17 protein-coding genes and 1 riboswitch are annotated in these 22,044 nt (G+C 57.1%); of the genes, 9 read left to right on the plus strand and 8 right to left on the minus strand.

The annotated features are described in order from the left end of the window. Positions 1–140: 140 nt before the first annotated feature. A riboswitch (SAM riboswitch) is annotated at positions 141–256 on the plus strand. A gap of 18 nt (positions 257–274) precedes the next feature. Next, complete coding sequence (locus ACN082_RS03250) at positions 275–733, plus strand: hypothetical protein (protein WP_419099400.1); 459 nt, start codon at positions 275–277, stop codon at positions 731–733. A 135-nt stretch (positions 734–868) separates the two neighbouring features. Here ACN082_RS03250 and ACN082_RS03255 read toward each other — a convergent pair whose 3' ends face one another. Together ACN082_RS03255 and ACN082_RS03260 are read right to left on the minus strand one after the other, a co-directional pair. After that, entirely contained in the window at positions 869–1,471 is a 603-nt protein-coding gene (locus ACN082_RS03255) for a hypothetical protein (RefSeq protein WP_419099401.1), read from the minus strand. A 69-nt stretch (positions 1,472–1,540) separates the two neighbouring features. Next, positions 1,541–3,763, minus strand: a complete 2,223-nt coding sequence (locus ACN082_RS03260) for an NADP-dependent isocitrate dehydrogenase (protein ID WP_419099402.1) — start codon at positions 3,761–3,763, stop codon at positions 1,541–1,543. A gap of 144 nt (positions 3,764–3,907) precedes the next feature. On the opposite strand from ACN082_RS03260, the gene ACN082_RS03265 reads away from it, so the two are divergent. Further along, on the plus strand, positions 3,908–5,920 hold the full coding sequence (locus tag ACN082_RS03265) for a prolyl oligopeptidase family serine peptidase (protein WP_419099403.1): 2,013 nt from the start codon (positions 3,908–3,910) through the stop codon (positions 5,918–5,920). An 85-nt stretch (positions 5,921–6,005) separates the two neighbouring features. On the opposite strand, the gene ACN082_RS03270 is transcribed toward ACN082_RS03265, so the two are convergent. Further along, positions 6,006–6,446: a hypothetical protein gene (locus ACN082_RS03270; RefSeq protein WP_419099404.1), complete on the minus strand. Its 441-nt coding sequence runs from the start codon at positions 6,444–6,446 to the stop codon at positions 6,006–6,008. A gap of 36 nt (positions 6,447–6,482) precedes the next feature. Here ACN082_RS03270 and ACN082_RS03275 point away from each other — a divergent pair, with 36 nt between their 5' ends. Continuing rightward, entirely contained in the window at positions 6,483–7,166 is a 684-nt protein-coding gene (locus tag ACN082_RS03275) for a pyroglutamyl-peptidase I (RefSeq protein WP_419099405.1), read from the plus strand. Positions 7,167–7,185: 19 nt separating this feature from the next. Here ACN082_RS03275 and ACN082_RS03280 read toward each other — a convergent pair whose 3' ends face one another. Together ACN082_RS03280 and pgi are read right to left on the minus strand one after the other, a co-directional pair. Then, on the minus strand, positions 7,186–7,650 hold the full coding sequence (locus ACN082_RS03280) for a DUF805 domain-containing protein (protein ID WP_419099406.1): 465 nt from the start codon (positions 7,648–7,650) through the stop codon (positions 7,186–7,188). A 246-nt stretch (positions 7,651–7,896) separates the two neighbouring features. Next, complete coding sequence (gene pgi, locus ACN082_RS03285) at positions 7,897–9,579, minus strand: glucose-6-phosphate isomerase (RefSeq protein WP_419099407.1); 1,683 nt, start codon at positions 9,577–9,579, stop codon at positions 7,897–7,899. Positions 9,580–9,953: 374 nt separating this feature from the next. On the opposite strand from pgi, the gene ACN082_RS03290 reads away from it, so the two are divergent. From ACN082_RS03290 to ACN082_RS03315, 6 genes are all read left to right on the plus strand, one after another. After that, positions 9,954–11,861, plus strand: coding sequence for a BCCT family transporter (locus ACN082_RS03290; RefSeq protein ID WP_419099408.1), 1,908 nt, complete (start codon positions 9,954–9,956; stop codon positions 11,859–11,861). Between the two features lie 272 nt (positions 11,862–12,133). Beyond that, positions 12,134–14,047, plus strand: coding sequence for a translational GTPase TypA (typA, locus tag ACN082_RS03295; RefSeq protein ID WP_419099409.1), 1,914 nt, complete (start codon positions 12,134–12,136; stop codon positions 14,045–14,047). 223 nt (positions 14,048–14,270) lie between these two features. After that, positions 14,271–15,569, plus strand: coding sequence for a PIG-L family deacetylase (locus ACN082_RS03300; protein WP_419099410.1), 1,299 nt, complete (start codon positions 14,271–14,273; stop codon positions 15,567–15,569). A gap of 121 nt (positions 15,570–15,690) precedes the next feature. Beyond that, entirely contained in the window at positions 15,691–16,014 is a 324-nt protein-coding gene (gene fdxA, locus ACN082_RS03305; RefSeq protein ID WP_419099411.1) for a ferredoxin, read from the plus strand. 365 nt (positions 16,015–16,379) lie between these two features. Then, complete coding sequence (dapC, locus tag ACN082_RS03310) at positions 16,380–17,510, plus strand: succinyldiaminopimelate transaminase (RefSeq protein WP_419099412.1); 1,131 nt, start codon at positions 16,380–16,382, stop codon at positions 17,508–17,510. 233 nt (positions 17,511–17,743) lie between these two features. After that, entirely contained in the window at positions 17,744–19,024 is a 1,281-nt protein-coding gene (locus ACN082_RS03315) for a citrate synthase (RefSeq protein WP_419099413.1), read from the plus strand. Between the two features lie 82 nt (positions 19,025–19,106). Here the strand turns inward: ACN082_RS03315 and ACN082_RS03320 are convergent, their stop codons facing one another. The 3 genes from ACN082_RS03320 to dapD all read right to left on the minus strand — a co-directional run bounded on the left by ACN082_RS03320 (position 19,107) and on the right by dapD (position 22,042). After that, a complete protein-coding gene (locus tag ACN082_RS03320) occupies positions 19,107–19,655 on the minus strand; it encodes an NUDIX hydrolase (protein ID WP_419099414.1) in 549 nt (182 codons plus the stop codon). A 266-nt stretch (positions 19,656–19,921) separates the two neighbouring features. Beyond that, a complete protein-coding gene (gene galE, locus ACN082_RS03325; protein ID WP_419099415.1) occupies positions 19,922–20,935 on the minus strand; it encodes a UDP-glucose 4-epimerase GalE in 1,014 nt (337 codons plus the stop codon). A gap of 150 nt (positions 20,936–21,085) precedes the next feature. Then, positions 21,086–22,042, minus strand: a complete 957-nt coding sequence (gene dapD, locus ACN082_RS03330; RefSeq protein ID WP_419099416.1) for a 2,3,4,5-tetrahydropyridine-2,6-dicarboxylate N-succinyltransferase — start codon at positions 22,040–22,042, stop codon at positions 21,086–21,088. Positions 22,043–22,044: the final 2 nt, after the last annotated feature.

The raw sequence follows: 22,044 nt of genomic DNA on the forward strand, positions 1-22,044 counted from the left end.
AGGCTTACTAGCTGACAGCTCGCGCTAAGGCCCCGCACCCTCTTGGGTGCGGGGCCTTAGCGCTTCCTGAGCGGTCTTTGTCAGATAGTGAAGTGTATAAAGCTTGTGAACTTCCATTTATTTTGTTAAGTTGGTGTCACGATTCAGAAGCCCAACGGTAAGCCCTTTGACTTGTTGGCTGGCAACCGCCTGACGCAGACGGTGCTCTCAAAGGAAAATCGGTCGCTACCCACAAGGCGTAGCGAAAGTAGCGTTTGTTTTAAGGAGGCCCACAGTGGGTCGTATTTTTTCGTGGACATCAGCTATCCGTTCTGCACTGTGTAGGAACAAGCCAGAGGACTTTTCTGACCCGGTTCAGGCACAAGAGCAAGAATCGCCGTCTATCCCTATTTCGCGCTGTACTATCTGTGCACCTGGCCACCGGGTTACGCCCTCACTGGGGCTTAACGCTTCGAATATGACCTGGCAGAGGGTATCTATGACGGAGCTGCGGGGGACTAGGGTGCGCTTATCTATCGGTGGGCAAAACAGGTTTTTTTGGAGCCATGATGCTGAGCGCCTGAGCGTCTTCCTCAGAAAAACTGATGAGTCAGTTCAGGGGGATTCTGCCTTACCCTTGCTCTGGAACCCTGGGAATAATTTGCTGGGTGTGCGCGAGGGAAATTCTTTCTACCTGGTTCACCTGGCGGAGCGACCACTTGATTATTGCTCCTACGAAGACCAACAGCTTTAGGTAGGGTGGGGTAACCTAAAACATCGATGGATGGGAAGAAGCTTTTCTTCCCATCCATCGATGGCACAAGAACCTTAAGGGAACGGTAAACAGACAGCTCAGCAGCGGGGCCTCTTTAAGTAGTCGCCAGTAGGTTTATTTACTCTTCATTAGTCCCGAGTCATCACGAACCCAGCAAACCCCATGAGAATCAGTAAAAGATAATTTAACTACCCGCCAATTTGGACTATTCAGAACCGGCGATGTTCTAATACCTGTTGCGGGGAAAGCATGTGACCATCCACTTTCCTTTTGATGCGGAGAGGGTTTGGTAAGTTTGAAGCCATTAGTAGGATTGGGATATTCATCCGAGCAATTAGGATTGCTTGGGATTCTTACAAAGATATATTCACCTGGAGGGACCACTTCGATATTTAGCAATGAGCTTTCAACAGCCTCTTTATAATCATTAGTTCTGAACGAAACCTCAATTGATACCTTAAATATACTTGCAGGAGAAGAATTCTTGACAGTTACATAGGAGAACCAGTCTCTGCTTGTAAGCCATGCTGATATCAATGAGGCTTGAGACTGTTCAAGGACCTCTACAGCTCGGTTGTCTTTAACTCTCTCTAACTCCAACTGTGCATTCATTGCTTTTAGCTGTTTGTTTGCTTGGCGGGCGGCATATATTGCAGCGATTAGAGCTGCGACCGCTGTGAGAGCCCCGGTTACTTCTGAAAGATTCCCAATATCCATTGTTACCCCCAAAAAAATGAATTAAGTCGGCACCAGTTTATGCTGATGCCGACTCACTTCATAGTTCAATTAATTTTTTAGCCTGTCCAATGTCTCGTTCAGCGTTGCGCTGGGGCGCATGACTGCTGAGGCTTTGGCGTCCTCAGGCTTGTAGTAGCCACCTAGCTCGGCGGGGGAGCCCTGCACCGCCAGCAGCTCAGCCACAATCTGCTCCTCGTTCGCCGCCAGCGCCTCCGCTACCGGCGCGAACTGAGCCGCCAGAGCCTCATCCTCAGTCTGAGCCGCAAGCTCCTGAGCCCAAAACTTAGCCAGGTAGAAGTGCGAGCCACGGTTATCAATCTCGCCCACCTTACGCGACGGCGACTTGTTCTCATTCAAGAAGGCACCGGTCGCCTTATCCAAGGTGTCAGCCAGCACCTGAGCCGAAGCGTTACCGCTGGTCTTGGCCAGGTGCTCAAACGAAGCCGCCAGAGCCAAGAACTCACCCAGCGAATCCCAACGCAGGTGGTTCTCTTCCACCAGCTGCTGAACGTGCTTAGGTGCTGAACCGCCCGCGCCGGTCTCAAAGAGGCCACCACCATTAATGAGCGGAACAATGGAGAGCATCTTGGCGCTGGTGCCCAGCTCCAGAATGGGGAAGAGGTCAGTCAGGTAGTCACGCAAAACGTTACCGGTCACAGAGATAGTGTCCTGGCCCTGGCGGATCCGGTCAATGGAGAACTGGGTGGCCTCTGCCGGCGCCAGAATACGGATATCCAGGCCCTCGGTATCGTGCTCGGGCAGGTACTTCTGAACCTTGGCAATCAGGTTAGCGTCGTGGGCGCGGTTCTTATCCAGCCAGAAAACAGCAGGAGTCTTAGAATCGCGGGCACGGGTGACAGCCAGCTTGACCCAATCCTGTACCGGCACGTCCTTGGTCTGGCAGGCACGCCAAATATCACCGGCAGAAACCTGGTGCTCCATCAGCACCTCACCAGCGGAGTTAAGAACCTGAACAGTGCCGTCAGCGGCAAGCTGGAATGTTTTATCGTGGGAGCCGTACTCCTCAGCCTTCTGAGCCATCAGACCAACGTTCGGCACGGTGCCCATGGTGGTGGGGTCAAAGGCTCCCTTGGTGCGGCAGTCATCGATCACGGTCTGGTAGACACCAGCGTAGGAAGAATCCGGCAGAACGGCCAGGGTATCAGCCTGCTGGCCAGCCTTACCCCACATCTGCCCGGAGGTACGAATCATGGCGGGCATAGAAGCGTCCACAATAACGTCGGAGGGCACATGCAGGTTAGTGATGCCCTTATCGGAGTTTACGTAGGCCAGTTCGGGGCCCTCAGCCAGGCCCTTCTCAACCAGGGCGCGAACATCGTCCTGAATCTCGGCGGGCAGGGTCTCAATACCGCTAAGGATAGCGGCCAGGCCGTTGTTACCGTTCAGGCCAGCGGCATCAAGCTGCTCACCGTACTTGTCAAAGAGCTCAGAGAAGTAAGCGCGGACCACGCGGCCAAAGAGAATGGGGTCAGAAACCTTCATCATGGTGGCCTTCAAATGGACAGAGAAGAGCACACCCTCAGCCTTAGCGCGGGCAATCTGCTCAGCTAAGAAGCGGTCCAGGGCGGCAACGTCCATGTAGGTGGCGTCAATAATCTCACCGGCCAGTACAGGGGTGGACTCCTTGAGCACGGTGACGGTGCCATCAGCCGCTACATGCTGAATCTTGAGGTTATCATCGGCCTCCATGACCACAGACTTCTCGTTGCTAAAGAAATCGTTCTGGCCCATAGTTGCCACATTGGTCTTGGAGTCAGCGCTCCAGGCACCCATGGAATGAGGGTTCTTGCGGGCGTAGTTCTTGACCGACAGGGGAGCGCGGCGGTCTGAGTTACCTTCACGCAGAACGGGGTTAACCGCTGAACCCTTGACCCGGTCGTAGCGGGCACGAACGTCCTGGTCGGCTTCGGTGACGAGCTCTTCGGGGTAGTCGGGAATTGCGTAGCCCTTGCCCTGTAGCTCGGCAATAGCGGCCAGTAGCTGGGGCTGAGAGGCAGAAATGTTAGGAAGCTTGATGATGTTGGCTTCGGAGGTCTTAGCCAGCTGGCCCAGCTCGGTGAGGGCATCGGGCACCTGCTGGTCGGCTGGGAGAATATCGCTGAACTGAGCCAGAATACGGCCAGCCAGCGAGATGTCTCGGGTTTCCACCTCAACACCGGCGGTTGATGCGTAGGCTTCCAGAATAGGCAGGAAGGAGTAGGTCGCTAGTAGCGGAGCCTCATCGGTGTGGGTGTAAATAATCTTTGCCATGTAGGGCGTCTCCCTTGTTGCTTGTGGGCAGTGTCATTCCTAAGAATACAACCCTGTGCCCCAGCTCATAGAATTTTACACGGCTGGGTCATAAAACGTGCCAGGTATCTCCTGGAAAAGTCATCCTTAGGTAGATTGGAGAGTATGCAGCAACAAGACTCTCGGGCCGCAGAGACCACCCCTCTGCCCGCCCACGAAACCTACCTATCCCAGCTGATTGAAGCCCCCCGTATGGTGGGCCTTGCCGCCTCGCGATCGGGTGAACCCGTCCTCACCGTGCAGACCCTGAATAAAGAGGGAGCTAAGTACCGGCCCCGGCTCTGGGCTCTACCCGCTCACCAGGAGGAAAAGCCCTACCCGCTGACCGCGCCGGACTCCGGGGCGGCCCTGCTCGCACTTGATGAAGAAGGCAGACCTTACCTGACCTTGGACAAGGACCTAGACCAAGCCGAGTCCAAGAGCCTCAAAGGGGTCTACCGCCTGCCAGACCGGGGTGAACCCGAACTGGTCCTCAGTTTTCCCGGCGGCATTAATGAACTGGAAGTCCGCCAGCGGGAGAAGGGCCCTCGCTACATCTTCACGGCCAAGGCCCACCGTGGCTCACTCGAAGAACAAGCCAAGACACTTGATGAACGAGAAAAGAGCGCAACCAGCGGGGTACTCTACAGCGAGTTCCCCACCCGCTTCTGGGACCACGATTTGGGCACCGGCAAGCTCAGCCTCTACCTGCAAGACGGACAGGAAGAGCCCCGCCTCATCCATGAGCTGGGGGAGGGGGCCCTGCTCTCAGGTTTTACTGTCTGCCCCAGCGGTTCCCAAGCAGCCCTTACTGTAGAAACAAAAGAAGGCGGTATCTACCAGCGCTATAGTGTCTGGCTGATAGACCTGGACGGGCAGACAGCGCCACGGGAAATTGCCGCCGCAACAGCTACTCATGACTATATAGCTGGTAGCTTCACTCCTGAAGGCACCGGCCTAGCCGTGACCCAGGTACGCCGCTGGTTACCCGGTCAGTCCATCAAGCTCAATGCCAATCACTACAATCTGGCAACCGGCGCAATGACCGAGCTTTCCCACGACATAGACCGCTGGGCAGATGACCTGGTCTGGTTGGATGAGGAAAACTACGTCTTTAGCAGCGATAACCTGGGTGCAAGCGCTATCTATAGGGGGAGCCTGAAGGGGACGACCGAAACCCTGGTAGACGATGGGCGGTCGCATTTCTCGTCGCTTGCCTACAACGATGGTGCCCTGGTCGCCCTCAAAGACAGCCACCAGCACTCGGCCTACCCCGTGCGTATTGAAGCCACCAATGGTCGCGTAACCCGCATAGCCAGCCCGGTTGAAGAGCTGAAGGCGCCCGGTAAGCTAGAACGGCTGACCTCAACCGCCGCAGACGGTACCGAACTCACCAGCTTCCTGGCCTTACCAGAGAACTGCGGCACTGAGCCCCTGCCCCTGCTGGTCTTCGCCCACGGTGGGCCCTGGGGGTCCTGGAACTCCTGGAGCTACCGCTGGAACCCCTGGGTCTTTACCCAAGCAGGCTACGCTGTGCTCATGCCCGACCCCGCTATCTCCACCGGCTACGGCCAAGACATGCTAGACCGGGGTGGGGACGACCTGGGAGGGACCCCCTACAGGGATATTATGCAGGTTGTAGAAGAGGTCAGCGCCCGCCCCGATATCCAGGGCGACAACCTAGCCTTCTCCGGCGGGTCCTACGGCGGATTTATGACTAACTGGGTAGCAGGTCGTGCTGAAAAACGCTTTAAGTGCTACATCACCCACGCCTCAATCTGGGACTATAAGGCCATGTACTTTCTGACCGATAACGGTGCCTGGAATGAGTGGAAACTGAGCCAAGGCGGCGAAGGAGATGCCATTTCCCCCTACCACCGGGCCGCCCATATCGCCGCCCCCATGCTGGTCATCCACGGCGATAAGGACTACCGGGTGCCCATCGGCCAGGCCCACCACCTCTGGGCTGATCTGCAACACCACTCGCCTGAGCTGGGGCACAAGTTCCTCTACTTCCCCGACGAAGGGCACTGGATCCTTAAACCCGGCAACTCGCGCCTCTGGTACCGCGTCTTTGTGGCCTGGCTCAACCAACATTTGGGCGGTCAAGAGTTCCAGATGCCCGAGATTCTAGGTTAGGGGAAATCACACCAGCCCCGACCACCCCGAACACAGATGCCCGCCACGGTAAGAACCGGGCGGGCATCTGGTTAGACTTGCTGCCTTAGAGCTTCTCTCGCTCATTTTGTACAGCCTTGCGCCTGCGCGCCGTCAGCGTAATAGCAGGACCGATATTGGCCGCTACCCAGAGCGGGATAAGTACCACCAAAAACATAAAGAGTGTTCGAGCAATGGACGAGGCCTGGTCCGACTCAATCAGAGTGTTGAGCCAAGATGCGAGTCCCACAATTAAGACTGTCCCCATCAGCAGGTAGCTAAGAGCCCACCAGAACTCACTGGCCGATGCCTCGCCCCGACTATTCCAGTAGTGTCTGTAGAGAAGACGAACAGCACGCAAAGGCCCTACCTGCTCAGCGCTCGCGGGAGCGCGGTATTCGTCCTCGTAGCCCTCATCATCATGAAAGCCACCCACAGCAAGAGCCTCTGGGGTATCGAGTGAGGGCGCTTCTACAGGTCTATGGCGGGTAGGCTGGTTCTCAGACATACCCCTAAGAATACCTAAGGAACGTGGAAAGCACCCATGCCCACACTTCTGCTCACCTACTTTGGCCCCTTTAGCGGTACCCCTTCGAACCCTACCGGGCAGGTTGCCCAGCGTGTAGCCCAACTCCTGGCAGGCAGTGCGCCGGGGCTGAGTGTCCAGGTGCGAGAGCTACCCGTTGAGTTTGCGGCCTCCTCGCGGGCGCTGGCTGAAATTCTCGATGAGGTCCAACCCCAGATAGCTATTGCCCTGGGGGTTGCCGTGGGGCGGGATAAGGTCAGTCTAGAGAGGGTAGCTATTAACATGGACTCTGCTCGTATACCCGATAACGCCGGGGACCAGCGCACCGACACGCCAATTCAGCTGGATGGCCCCACCGCCTATTTTTCTACCCTGCCCACACGGGCTATTTTCGAGCGGCTGACTGCCGATGGCCTGCCGCTTGAGCTGTCCTATTCCGCTGGAACCTTTGTTTGCAACCATGTCTTCTACGAGTTAATGCACAAAACCGGCGGGTTCATACCCGCCGGTTTTATCCACATCCCGCTGAGCGATTCAGACCTTCTCAAGGCCAAGGGCCAATTAAGCTCCCCCTGCGCCGAAGCCGGAGGGCTAGAGGGTAAGACTGCCCCGACCCCGACCCTGGCCCTGGACCTGATGGCACAGATCCTGGAAGGGTGCATTGCGCTCACCCTAGAGACGCTTACTCAGCCTGGGGCCTAAAGAGTGGGGACTGTCTGGCTTATGCCGGAGGAGAAGAGCTAGCTGAAGATTGATGGGGAGGTAGGGCACAGAAAATAAGGACGACAGCTAGCCCGGGAGGAATGAAACAAGCCCAGAAGAGCCAACCGGGCATACCTACATCACGCAGGCGGCGAGAGCCAAGCCCGGCGTTGAGCACCGTGAAAAGGATCCAGAAACTAGCAAAGATAGCCACCAGTCCAAGCCAAACACGAAATTCATGCACCTGCCAGATACTATCGGGGCGGTAGTTCGCTGGGTAGCTGGCCTGGGTGATGGTATAAACCCAGAAGATCAGGGTAGAAAAACTCACCAGGACCCAGGCAAGTAGCCACCAGAGGATAACCTTCCAGAACTCAGAGCGGCTGGCGCTTCCCCTAAAGACGAAGAGGTGTTTTTTCCAGCGGCTGATGGCATCGGACATGCCGGTGCCAGGCTGGGCCACCGGGGCAGGCTGTGTATTCATTGATACTCCCGTGAAATCGCTGAGAAATTTTTTTTGGCTCTGGTCTTCTCCTACCGGAAAACCGGTCTTAACCTAAGCGCTTGGGTAGTAGAGGAAACTACCGGCCCCAGTGCAGAATACCGGGCTGTCACCGGTAGTTTTTCTGATCGGCTAGAAGCCAGCCGGTAAGGGCTACTTCCTTCTTCAGCTAAGAAGAGGAAAGTGTGCCCCTTACCGCCTGCTTTGCTTCCTTGCCTCCCCCTTAGCTTAGGCCTGAGCTCGCTTGTTCAGGTAGAAGTCAATGAGCGAGCGGGTTGAGGAGTCCTGCTGGGCCAGGACCGCGCGGTCACCGCCTACCGCCGGAGCTAGTTCAAGGGCAAGTTGCTTGCCCAGCTCCACACCCCATTGGTCGAAGGAGTCGATGCCCCAGACAATACCCTGAACAAAGGTGATGTGTTCATAGAGTGCAATCAGCTGGCCCAAGACGGAGGGGGTCAGCTGTGAGGCCATAATGGAGGTGGTGGGGCGGTTCCCCGAGAACACACGTGCAGAGACAATTTCTTCTGCGGTGCCCTCAGCCCGGACCTCATCGGCGGTCTTGCCAAAAGCCAGAGCCTTGGTCTGAGCAAAGAAGTTTGCCAGGAAGAGCTCATGGACGTCCTGCTCACCGTCGCGGGTGGGGTGAACCGGGTTAGCAAAAGCGATGAAGTCAGCCGGGATCAGGCGGGTTCCCTGATGAATCAGCTGGTAGAAGGCGTGCTGGCCGTTGGTGCCAGGCTCGCCCCAGAAAACCTCACCGGTAGCGGTGGTAACGGGGGACCCATCAGCACGCACAGACTTGCCGTTGGATTCCATGGTGAGCTGCTGCAGGTAGGCCGGGAAACGGTGCAAGTACTGGTCGTAGGGCAGAACCGCGTGGGTCTCAGCACCCAAGAAGTTAACGTTCCAGATGTTTAGTAGACCCATGAGGGCAGGAACGTTCTTGGCTAGGGGAGCGGTACGGAAGTGCTCGTCCATAGCGTGGAAGCCTGCCAGGAACTGCTCGAAAGTATCCGGACCCAGAACAATAGCAAGGGCCGTACCGATAGCTGAGTCCACGGAGTAGCGGCCACCGACCCAGTTCCAGAAACCGAAAGCATTTTCGGGGTCAATGCCGAAGGCTGCGACCTTATCCAGGGCGGTTGAAACAGCGACGAAGTGAGCGGCAACAGCCTCCTTCTCTTCCTTACCTTCTAAAGCACCTGCCTGGTGCAGCGAGTTCAACAACCATTGGCGGCAGACACGTGCGTTGGTGAGAGTCTCAAGGGTGCCAAAAGTCTTAGAGGCAACGATGAAGAGGGTGGTCTCCGGGTCGAGGTCTTTAACAGTCTCCGCGGCATCGGTGGGGTCGATATTGGAGATAAAGCGGGCTTCAAGACCAGGCTGAGCGTAGGGCTTCAGCGCCTCGTAGACCATGACGGGGCCTAGGTCTGAGCCGCCGATACCGATGTTAACAACGGTCTCAATAGCCTTACCGGTAATACCTACCCATTCGCCGGAGCGCACGCGGTCAGCAAAGTCGTAGACCTTGGCGAGAACCTCGTGGACATCGGTGTCGATGTCCTGCCCGTCAACAACCAGTGAGGGGTTAGCACCCCTGGGGCGGCGCAGGGCGGTGTGAAGAACTGCGCGGTCTTCGGTAACGTTGATGTGCTCACCTGCGAACATGGCATCGCGGCGTTCTTCAAGACCAACCTGCTGAGCAAGCTCGGTGAGGAGGGTCAGGGTTTCCTCGGTGATGAGGTTCTTCGAAAGATCAACATAAAGATCGCCCGCGGTGTAGCTGAGCTTCTCTGCACGGGCGGGGTCTACCTGGAACCAGGTTCGCAAATCAGCCTGGGTTGAGTCCTTGTGAGCAGCAAGTTTACTCCAGGCGGAGGTGGACGTGGGATCAATGATGGGGCGAGACATAAAAGTTTTGCCTTCCTGTTGGGAATGATACCTTGTCTTCATTTTATGTGGGATTTGTAGTTTTTGGGTGGCCCTGTGGTGTGGCTTTTTATGGTATTTTTTCGATTTTTTCTGGCAGGTGTTTCCCTCAGAAGCTGCGCTGTTGCCCCTTGAAGGGCGGAAAATAGGGGGCCTTAGCCTTCTGGCTAGGCGGTGTATTAGTACAGGAGGAAAGCTAGCCTGCTGATAATAAGTGATGTTACTATTGGTCAGGTTCCTGCCTCCGGCGCGCTCTAAAAATATGACTTGTGACAGGCCTAATAAGGTACGCCGCGGGATGAAGGAACTCGATGCATTACTCAAGAGGTCGAAACGAGATACAGAAAGAAATTACTATGTCAGTTACCGAAAGTACGGCGCCACCGGGGTCAGGCCCCGACCTGCGCAAGGGCGATATTGACAAAGCAACCCGGGCTAATATGCGTGAAGGATCCCTAGCCCCCAAGGTTTTTATTCCAGCAGCCCTTATTATGGTGCTCTTTATTGGAGCAACCCTTCTCTTTCCCAGCAAAGCTAAGGGAATTTTCGATGCGCTACAGGCAGACGTTATTAACTACTTTGGTTGGTACTATGTAGCGATTGTTGCTTTCTTCGTTATTTTCGCCCTCTATCTGGGATTTTCCCGCATGGGCGACGTTAAGCTAGGCGATGACGACGACGAGCCCACCTACTCATTCATGACCTGGTTTGCCTTCCTCTTCGCCGCCGGTATGGGCATCGGCCTGGTCTTCTACGGGGCAACTGAGCCCCTCATGCACTTTGTGGATCCTCGCCCCGGCGTTGGCGGGGGCACCCAGGAGCGGGTAGCCCAAGCGGCTATGAGCCAGTCCTTCCTGCACTGGGGCCTTCACCCCTGGGCCATCTACGTCATTGTCGGCCTAGCCATCGCCTACGCTACCCACCGTCTCAAGTTGCCGCTTTCAATCCGCTACTCCCTCAAACCGCTTCTGGGCGATAGGGTCAAAGGCCTAACCGGCGATGTCATCGATGTTATCGCCCTGGTAGGCACCCTCTTTGGTGTTGCAACCTCCCTAGGCCTGGGTGTTATGCAGATCGCCGCAGGCCTGGGATACATGGATATCCCTGCCGAGGGTAACGGCTGGCTCATTGGCATCATTGTAGCCCTCATGGCTATCACCCTCTTCTCCGTGGTCACAGGCCTTGAAAAGGGCATGAAGTGGCTCTCCAACGGCAACCTCATTCTGGCTGCTATCGTCTGTCTCTTTGTTCTGGTGGTTGGCCCCAGCCTCTTCCTCTTTAGGAACTTCGTAGGCTCCATCGGTGACTACCTGCAAAACATTGTGGCAATGACCTTTGAGACCCTAGCTCTCTACGGTGTTGATGGCGAACAGTTCCAGGCAGCCTGGACTACCTTCTACTGGGGTTGGTGGATCTCCTGGTCGCCCTTCGTTGGCATGTTCATTGCCCGCGTATCCAAGGGACGTTCGGTTCGTGAATTTGTGGTCGGTGTTCTGCTGGTACCTGCCCTGACCTCCTTCTTCTGGTTCTCAGTTCTGGGTGGTACCGCACTTCATCAGCAGCTCTTTGGGGCTGGCAACCTGGTTGGGGAGGACGGCAGCGTCTCGGCGCAAAACGCCCTCTTCCAGATGTTCCACAACCTACCCGGGGGAGCAGTGCTCACCGCTGGGGCGGTACTTCTCATCACCGTATTCTTCGTTACCTCAGCTGACTCCGGTGCGCTGGTTCTGGGCATGCTCTCAACCAACGGTTCACCGGAACCCAAGACCTGGATTAGGGTTTTCTGGGTGCTGGTTGCGGCTGTCACCGCAATTTCCCTGGTAATTATTGGTGGGACCGATTCGCTCTCGGCCATTCAGACCGTTGCAATTCTGACTGCCCTTCCCTTCTCCCTGGTCATCCTTATGATGTGCCTTTCGCTCTACAAGGCTTTGAGCGTTGAGCACCGCCTCTTTGTCCGTGCTCAGAGGCGCAACGCTCGTGAGGAGATTGAAGACTCAATCCACGAAAGCATCGGCGATCGTGTCAATGAGCTTGTAGCTGAAGGTGTAGAGGACAAACTCTCAGCCGCTGTAGATCAGCACCTGGATGATGTTCTCGATAAGGCTGTGGAGGCTAGGGTAGAAGAAGCAGTCGAAAAGGCAGTTGATGAGGTCTCCCTTCAGATTGAAGCTAATACAGCTGCAATCGAGCAGATTCAAACGATTACCGGTTCCATGCCTGCTGTAGGCAAGAACACCAAGACACCCTGGAAACAGGATTAGTCAGGTCAAATATCTAGCCGCTTGAGGCTAGTATAAAACCCCACCGCTGTTCAGCAGTGGTGGGGTTTCTCATTTAAAATTGCGGTTGCCCCATCTGCTCTAGCTCTCCAGCGCCGGGGCGCGCTGAACCGGTGTGTCCCAGAAGATAGCCGGACCCTGGCAAGGGGTCGCTATACTAAAAGGTAAAGCCCTGTGCCCCTAGTCCCTGTTTGGGGTCCGGGGCGCTTCCGGCGTTTTATGTAATCCCAACCATTAAGCGAGATACTTACCGCATGTCTGAAACTCAGAAGACCGCATCACGGAGCGACCTTCGCAACGTGGCAATCGTGGCCCACGTTGACCACGGCAAGACCACCATCGTTGACGCGATGCTCAAACAGACCAACGCCTTTAGCGCCCACACCGATGTCGAAGACCGAGTCATGGACTCCGGGGACCTTGAAAAGGAAAAGGGCATCACCATCCTGGCCAAGAACACCACCGTCTTCTATGCCGGCCCCTCCGCAAACGGTGAAGAAGTCACCATCAACGTCATCGACACCCCCGGCCACGCCGACTTCGGTGGTGAGGTTGAGCGCGGTCTGTCCATGGTAGACGGCGTTGTCCTGCTGGTTGACGCTTCTGAAGGGCCCCTGCCCCAGACCCGCTTCGTTCTGCGCAAGGCACTTGCCGCTAAGCTGCCGGTAATCCTCGTAGTTAACAAGGTTGACCGCCCCGATGCCCGCATTGACGAAGTGGTCAGCGAATCTATGGACCTGCTCCTGGGTCTGGCAGGCGACCTTGCCGACGAGGTCCCCGACCTTGACATCGACGCCCTGCTGACTGTTCCCATCGTTTACGCCTCCGGTAAGGCCGGTGCAGCATCACTCAACCAGCCCGCAGATGGCGCTCTGCCCGATAACGACGACCTTGAGCCGCTGTTTGCAACCATCCTTGAGCACGTCCCTGCCCCCACCTACAACCCCGATGAGGTTCTGCAGGCGCACGTCACTAACCTGGACTCATCGCCCTTCCTGGGTCGCCTTGCTCTGCTCCGTATCTTCAACGGCACCCTCAAGAAGGGCCAGACCGTAGCCTGGGTACGCCAGGACGGCCAGACCAAGAACGTCCGTATCTCCGAACTCCTTGCAACCAAGGCACTCGACCGCGTACCCACCGACCAGGCTGGCCCCGGTGAAATCGTGGCTGTTGCGGGTATTGAGGACATCACCATCGGTGAAACCCTCACCGACCCCGAGAACCCCAAGCCCCTGCCCCTGATCAAGGTCGATGACCCCGCGATCTCGGTAACCATCGGTATCAACACCTCACCCCTGGCTGGTAAGGTCAAGGGTGCTAAGGTCACCGCCCGCCAGGTCAAGGACCGCCTTGATAAGGAACTGATCGGCAACGTTTCCCTCAAGGTTCTGCCCACCGAGCGCCCCGACGCCTGGGAAGTACAGGGGCGTGGCGAACTGGCACTGGCTATCCTGGTTGAGCAGATGCGCCGCGAAGGCTTCGAACTGACCGTGGGTAAGCCCCAGGTCGTTACCAAGACCATCGACGGCAAGATCCACGAGCCTATGGAACACATGATCATTGACGTTCCCGAAGAGTACCTGGGCGCTATCACTCAGCTTATGGCTGGGCGTAAAGGTCGCATGGAACAGATGGCTAACAACGGCACCGGCTGGGTTCGCATGGAATTCTCCGTGCCTGCCCGCGGCCTCATTGGATTCCGCACCAAGTTCCTGACCGAAACCCGCGGTGCAGGTATCTCCAGCTCCTACTCCACCGGCTACGAGCCCTGGACCGGGGACATCGACTACCGCTCCAACGGTTCCATGATTTCCGACCGTGCCGGTGTCGTTACCCCCTACGCCATCATTGCCCTCCAGGAACGCGGCACCATCTTCGTTGAACCCACCTCTGAGGTCTACGAGGGCATGATCATTGGCGAGAACTCACGCGCCGACGATATGGAGGTCAACATCACCCGCGAAAAGAAACTGACCAACATGCGCTCAGCGTCGGCAGATAACTTTGAAAACATGACTCCCCCCAAGAAGCTGACCCTCGAAGAGTCACTTGAATGGGCCCGCGAGGACGAATGCGTTGAGGTTACCCCCGAAGCCATCCGCATCCGCAAGGTTATTCTTGATGCCAACGAGCGCGTGCGCGAAGCACGCCGCCGTAACCGCGCCTAAACCTTAGTAGCCGGTATTGACCGTGGGCCGTACTCCTTGCGAGTACGGCCCACGGCTCGTAGCGGGCCAAACAAGCCCCTATTGCTCTGAGCAGGCAAACTCTAGCAGCAGCACCGCAACCCCGTACTGCTGCCCGGCAGGTAAACCCCAGCTACACCCCAGTGAAGCCAGATAGAATAAGGGGGTACATCATCAATGGCACCCCCACGAGAAAAATCGCACCATGAACAATGACGCTCAGCCCTATTACCCTGTAGCCGGTGAACTCATCACAGAAAACGCCGTCTTCACGCTCATTCCCGACGGGCGCGCCCCCCAAAACACCACCCTGCTCTTCGTACACGCCCACCCCGACGATGAATCCTCAGCAACAGGAGCCACCATCGCCGCGCTCACCGCAGCAGGAGCCACCGTAGACCTGCTCACCATGACCCGGGGCGAAATGGGCGAAGTCATTGATCCCGCACTCAAACACCTCGAAGCAGAACACCCCGCAAATACCGACCGTGGGCGCCAACTAGGCCAGCTCCGCACAAGAGAACTCAAAGCCGCCCTCACCGAACTCGGCGTTCGTGACCACCTCTTCCTGGGGCAAGGCCCCAGCGCACTACCGGGGGAGAGAACTCACTACCGTGACTCCGGCATGTCATGGGGTAGCGACGGCCGCGCCGCAGCCAACCCACTCGCTGCAGACGACTGCCTCACCCACCTACCCCTCAAACCGCAGGCCGAAGCTGTCGCCGCAACCATACGCGCAATACGCCCCGACGTCATCGTCACCTACGACGCAGATGGCGGCTACGGACACCCCGACCACAAGCGCACCCACGAAGTTGTTATGGCGGCCCTCGATCTGATCGCAGGCACCACCGCCGAACCCATTGCCGTCTGGGGTATCGAAGGCCAACCACAAGAAACCGACACCCGCCAACAAGCCGTCATCCGTGGCAAAATTGAAGGCAAACGCGAAGCCATGCGCGCCCACGCCACCCAAATCACCATCACCGGCCCGACCACCTTCGAATACTCCAACAAAGTGCCCCAACCTATCAACGCAGTAGAAACCTACCGCAAACTACAAGGCCAAAACATCACCCCACCCCCCACAGCCAGCGCCACCGAGGAAATCGCAGAAGCCCCCGGCCCCATCAACTCAATTATCACCGCAAGCGCACTCGGCCTTATCTCAGGCTTTGCCGGAACCATGTACCACACCCAGATCTGGTACATCTCCAAAGGTCTCTGGCTCCCCTGGGGCCTAGCTCTGGCACTGCTCACCGTCTACTTCGCCGCCACCTGGGCCGCAATCCACACCGAAAAAAACTGGGCCGCCACACTCGTAGGGGCAGTAGCCTTCCTCCTCACCGGCACCTTCGCCTTCGCCAAAGGCAACTCTCTGTTGGTCTACATTAACCCCATCAACCCACCCGGAATCGTTGGTACCCTCTGGGCCTTCGGGATCCTAGCGGTCACAGCTCTTAGCATCATCAGCGCAAGCCGCTACCGCCAGAAGAATAAATAAACAAACCCTAAGCTATATCATCGGTCACAAAAATCTGCCCCCACTCAGTGAAACCGATACACTAGAGCACAGCTAAAAACACCCAACCGCGCAACGGAACGCCCCCACCTGAAAGGTAACAATGACCTACATTATTGCCCAGCCCTGCGTCGACGTAAAAGACCGCGCCTGCGTCGAAGAATGCCCCGTTGACTGCATCTACGAAGGCGAACGCTCCCTCTACATCCACCCCGACGAATGCGTAGACTGCGGCGCCTGCGAACCCGTCTGCCCCGTAGAAGCCATCTACTATGAAGACGACGTTCCCGAAGAATGGGAAGACTACACCGCTGCCAATGCCGACTTCTTCGACGATCTCGGCTCACCCGGTGGAGCTGCCCGCCTGGGCAAAATCGACAAGGATGTACCCTTCATCGCGGCGCTGCCGCCTCAGAACCAGGGCTAAGGCTTCGCGCTCGATTCGCGCACTTCTGCGCTAAGCTAAGGTTTTCAGCACCGCAGGCTTTCAGCACCGCAAGCTAACGCCTGCTCGGCTGACCCTCTTGCCCGGTGCGCTCCGCTCACAAGGGCAATTCACGCCAGCCCCGTGCCATCGGGTAAGCCATGATCCTGCCGTGTAAGCCATAAACCCTGGAAAACACATACCTCAAGCTGATAAAGCTCCGCAGACCGGCCACCCGCCAGGGTCTGCGGAGCTTTGTCACACCTGCCCCAACCCAAGGACGAGGCCACCCGAGCCCTGGGCCCGCCCACAAGCCCCTAGAATGGGGTGAAGAGACCAGAACCAACCGCAACGCAAGAAAGAAGACCATGCGCACCTTCGGACTAGACCTACCCGACTACCCCTGGGACACCATGGCACCCTACCGTGCCACCGCAGAGCAGCACCCCGATGGGCTTATCAACCTCTCCATCGGAACCCCTGTCGATCCCACCCCGGATGTCATCCGTCTAGCCCTTGCTCAGGCCACTGATGCCCACGGTTACCCCACAACCCACGGAACCCTCAGCCTGCGCCAGGCAATCGTTGACTGGTTCGACCGCCGCCGGGGCGTCCCCGGCCTCACCACCGACCAGGTCATGCCCACCATCGGCTCCAAAGAACTCGTGGCCTGGCTACCCTTTTTGCTGGGGCTGGGGGAGGGTGACATCGTTGTGCGCCCTACCGTCGCCTACCCCACCTACGACATCGGAGCCCAACTGGCAGGAGCCACCCCCGTAGCGGCAGATTCACTTGACGAGCTGGACGAGGCCACCCGCGCCAAGGTTCGCCTGATTTGGGTCAATTCACCGGCTAACCCCACAGGGATCGTCCGCGATACCGCCCAACTGAAAAAAATCGTGGACGACGCCCGTGCCCTGGGCGCCCTTGTAGCCTCTGACGAGTGTTACGCCGAGCTAGGCTGGGGCCACTGGGATACCGCCCAGGGTGGTGAGCCCGTACCCTCAATCCTGGACCCGCGCGTCTGCGGCCAAAGCCAGGAACTGGTGCTGGCCGCTTACTCCCTGTCTAAACAGTCCAACTTTGCCGGCTACCGGGGGGCCTTCATCGCCGGTGACCCCGACATTATGGCTAACCTGGTCAACTCCCGCAAGCACGCCGGCATGATTGTGCCCGCCCCCGTCCAAGTCGCCATGACCGCCGCCCTAGCCGATGACTCCCATGTTGAGGCTCAGAAGAACCGCTACCGTGCCCGCCGCGAAATTCTACTTCCCGCCCTCGAAAAGTTCGGCCTGCGTGTTGAAAACTCCCAGGCAGGGCTCTACCTGTGGGCTACTGCCGGTCAAGATACCTGGGCCACGGTCCAGCGCTTTGCTGAACGCGGCATCTTGGTTGGTCCTGGGATTTTCTATGGAGAGGCAGGTCAAGGCTATGTTCGTGTGGCACTGACCGGCTCAGACGATGACATTACTCGTGCCGCAGGCCGTCTGGCTGAATAGCTCTAGCTAGTTCCCCATGAGTAGTCAGCGCCAGTAGTGTAATCTATCTCACCTAGCAGGGGCCAATGTGACCCGCCCATCATTCTGATGTAATGTAGACCATAACACTAGGTGCTGATGCTCAGGGCGCGGTCTCGGATTACTGGGGCCGCGCTCCGAGCTGGAAGGCACAGATTTGAGGTGCTGGCTGTCCCACCACGGTCCAGGGCCTCGGATAATCAGGAGGAAAACTAATGACTGAGAACAAAGCACTGCTGAGCTATGAGGGCAAAGACCTGCCCCTGCCCGCAGTAGAAGCAACCGAAGGCAATGGTGCCTTTGAAGTTGCAGGCTTGCTCAAAGAGACAGGCCAGGTAGCCTACGATCCCGGCTTCATGAACACCGCCAGCGCCAAGTCAGCTATCACCTACATCGATGGTGATGCCGGCATTTTGCGCTACCGCGGTTACCCCATAGAAGAACTGGCAGAAAATTCCAGCTTCCTTGAGGTGGCCTACCTCCTGATTTTTGGTGAGCTACCCACCCCTGAGAGGCTCGAAGAATTTGACCTGATGGTACGCCGTCACACCATGGTGCATGAGGATTTTAAGTTCTTCTTCAATGGCTTCCCCCGCGACGCTCACCCCATGGCTGTGCTGGCTTCTAGCGTCTCGGCTATGTCCACTTTCTACGGGGACTCACTGGATCCCTTCGATCCCCGCCAGGTAGAGATTTCAACCTTCCGTCTGCTCTCCAAGGTACCGACTCTGGCAGCCTACGCTTACAAGAAGTCCAAAGGCGAGCCTCTGATCTACCCCAAGAACGACCTCAACTACACCGAGAACTTCTTGCGTATGTGTTTCGGCTTCCCCACCGAGGACTACGAGATTAACCCCCTGCATGCCAAGGCACTTGACCTACTGCTGCTCTTGCACGCTGACCACGAGCAGAACTGCTCTACCTCTACCGTACGCCTGGTCGGCTCAGCCAACGCCAACATGTTCGCCTCCGTCTCTGCCGGTATCAACGCCCTCTATGGACCGCTTCATGGCGGTGCTAATGAGGCTGTGCTCAAGATGCTGACCCAGATCCAGAAGGAGGGTATCAGCCCCGAAGACTTCATGGAGAAAGTCAAGAACAAGGAAGACGGGGTCCGCCTGATGGGCTTTGGCCACCGCGTCTACAAGAACTACGACCCGCGTGCCCGAATCGTTAAGAAGACCGCAGACGAGATCCTTGAAAGCATCGGCGGTAACTCTGAGCTCTTTGAAATCGCTATGCGACTGGAAGAGAAGGCTCTGAACGATGACTACTTCATCGAGCGTAAGCTCTACCCCAACGTAGACTTCTACACCGGCCTGATTTACAAGGCTATGGGCTTCCCCGAGCACATGTTCACCGTCCTCTTTGCCCTGGGCCGCCTACCTGGCTGGATTGCTCAGTGGACCGAAGGTGTGCAGGACCCCGACCGTAAGATTGGTCGCCCCCGCCAGGTCTACACCGGTGAAAACGAGCGCCATTACCCGCGGCGTTAAGCTACCGGTGTGTAGCTGGTAGCAAGCCGCCCCGCGCCCCTAAGCTAGGGGAGCGGGGCGGCCTTCTTTATGCCAGTTACGGTTATTGCTCCAGGGCGGTTAGGGGGCGCTGGCCCGCTACCAGGTGGATAACCTCTTGAGGCCAACTAGCAAGATGGCGGGGGAGATCCTGTGCCAGGATCTCGGGGAAGATTTTCTTGCCTTTGTACTTGCCTAAAGAGTCGAGGGGAACCCACTCAAGATATTCATGGTTACCCGAGAGGGTTTTCTCTCCCACGTCGATAGGCTGAGTAATATTGAGGTTCTCCGCCACATCGACCCGGTAGTAGAGGGCCAGCTCATGTGAGCAGTAGCCCGGTCTCTTCTGATGGCCTGGTAGATCAAAGTTTTCAAGCAGCGCGCAGAGCCTCACCTCCTGTGCCTGTAAGCCTGCCTCTTCGGCTACCTCACGCACTACCGCCTGGGCACTAGGCTCGCCCACACGAATACCGCCACCGAGCGTCCAGTAGTAACCCGCCCCGGGTGATGAAGTCATGAGCAACTTACCGTCACGGACCAGAAGGGCACCTACCCGATAGCGGAACTTAAGGCGCTGGGTATGGTCAATCAGTTCAAAGTCTTCGGCTGCCATCGACTCTTTTTCTCTCAGGAACCTAAGGAAGAAGCCCCTCTCTGCACAGTAGAAAGGGGCCTTCTAAGATCTACGCACCACGAGCTAGGATCTCACCAGCTCACGGAATACTGGCTACGCTTCTGTCCCGCGCTGTGCGCGCTTTCTAAAATTGCCAAATCGTTGGCAATTTCTTCACGAAAGATACTCGCTACGCTTCTGTCCCGCGCTGTGCGCGCTTTCTAAAATTGCCAAATCGTTGGCAATTTCTTCACGAAAGATACTCGCTACGCTTCGTATCCATTCGGGTTGTTCTTCTGCCAGTTCCAGTGATCGCGCACCATGGTCTCAATGTCGCGGGTAGCGCTCCAGCCCAGGTCAGCCAGGGCGGCGGACGGGTCAGCATAAGATACCGCGACATCGCCAGGGCGACGGTCCACAATCTTGTAGGGCAGTTCCTTACCAGCGGCCTTCTCAAAAGCGTGCAGAACCTCAAGTACCGAGTAGCCGTTTCCAGTACCCAGGTTCCAGGTGTGCAGGCCTCCGTGACTTGTGATGTAGTCCAGCGCCTTCAGATGACCATCGGCCAGATCGACCACGTGAATGTAGTCGCGTACGCCAGTGCCATCGACGGTGGGGTAGTCATTACCAAAGACGTTCAGGTACTCGCGGCGACCCACAGCAACCTGAGCAATAAACGGTACAAGATTATTGGGAATACCAGCGGGGTCCTCACCGATACGGCCTGACTCATGGGCACCAACGGGGTTAAAGTAGCGGAGCAAGGCGATGTTCCATTTAGGGTCAGAAGCCGCCAGGTCAACCAGCATGTCCTCGATGTGCTCCTTGGTCCGGCCGTAGCAGGACTGGGCATCCATATTGATTTTCTCGGTCAGCGGCATGGACTCAGGCTCACCGTACACGGTGGCGGAGGAAGAGAAGACGATGGAGTGACACCCGGCCTCCTCCATAGCGTAGAGCAGGTTGAGGGTACCTGCAACGTTGGTCTGGTAGTACCAGAGGGGCTTCTCGGCGGATTCGCCAACAGCCTTGAGACCTGCAAAGTGGATGACAGCATCGGGCTTAACCAGGTTGAAAAGCTGCTTCATCTCGGGCAGGTCAAGCAGGTCAACCTTGCGGAACTCAACGGTTTTGCCGGCCAGCTCTTCAACGCGAGCCAGCGATTCCATGGACGAGTTGGAGAGGTTGTCCATGACGGTGACCTCGTGGCCGGCTTCCAGAAGCTCAAGGACGGTGTGCGAACCGATGTAGCCTGCACCGCCGGTAACTAGAATTTTCACATTTTCCCCTAAAAAGATGGATTGAGTTCAATTTCCAGCATACCTGCTATCCAGCTTCCAGCCCCCTATTTCTCCTGGTTAGACAGAAAACTGCCCTCCCCAGGGCAGCTAGCTCCAGGGAGGGCAACAGATCAGGTCACTTGCCTTTAATTAGTTGGCGTGCAGCTCAGAGTTCAGCTCAACGGTCTTGCCAGCGCGGGGCAGAACCTCAATAGCACCGGACACCGAGTTACGGCGGAAGAGCAGGCTATTGGCACCGGAGAGCTCCAAGGCCTTAACAACCCGTGGCTCATCACCGGGATTGAGTACGGTTACGCGGGAACCTGCAGTTATATACAGGCCAGCCTCAACCACACAGTCATCGCCCAGGGCGATACCGATACCGGCCTCAGCGCCGAGTAAGGAGCGCTCGCCGATAGCAACACGCTGGGTACCGCCACCGGACAGAGTGCCCATGGTTGACGCGCCACCACCGATGTCGGTGCCGTTGCCAATGACAACGCCCTGCGAGATGCGGCCTTCAACCATAGACTCACCCAGGGTACCGGCATTGAAGTTCACAAAGCCCTCGTGCATGACGGTGGTACCGGGAGCCAGGTGAGCGCCCAGACGGACTCGGTCAGCGTCACCAATGCGAACACCGGCAGGAACAACATAGTCAATCATGCGGGGGAACTTATCAAGGTGAGTAACAACCAGGGCGCCACGGCGGCGGAGCTTCAAAGAAGCCACAGTGAATTCGCTGGCCAGGACGGGACCAAAATTAGTCCAAGCAACGTTAGCGAGCTTGCCAAACAGCCCTTCAAGATTGATGGTGTTGGGCGCTACTAGAGTGTGCGAGAGCAAGTGCAGGCGTAGGTAGGCGTCGGCTGCGTTGGCAGGAGCCTCGTCCAGGTTGATTGTGACGTTGACCAGTTCACGGACGACGTTACGGTCCTCATCGGCCTCAACCAGGGCTTCTAGCTCAGCAGCAAAGCTCTGGTCAGGGGTTTCGGTCAAGCTGGGAGCGGGGTACCAGACATCGAGGACAGTGCCTTCATTTTCGCCGGAGGCTACAACTGTAGCCAGGCCCAGGCCTGATGCTACGCGGGTGTTATTTTCAGTCATAC

Origin of the sequence: Rothia sp. CCM 9417, from assembly GCF_048513575.1 — a bacterium.
Lineage (GTDB): Bacteria > Actinomycetota > Actinomycetes > Actinomycetales > Micrococcaceae > Rothia.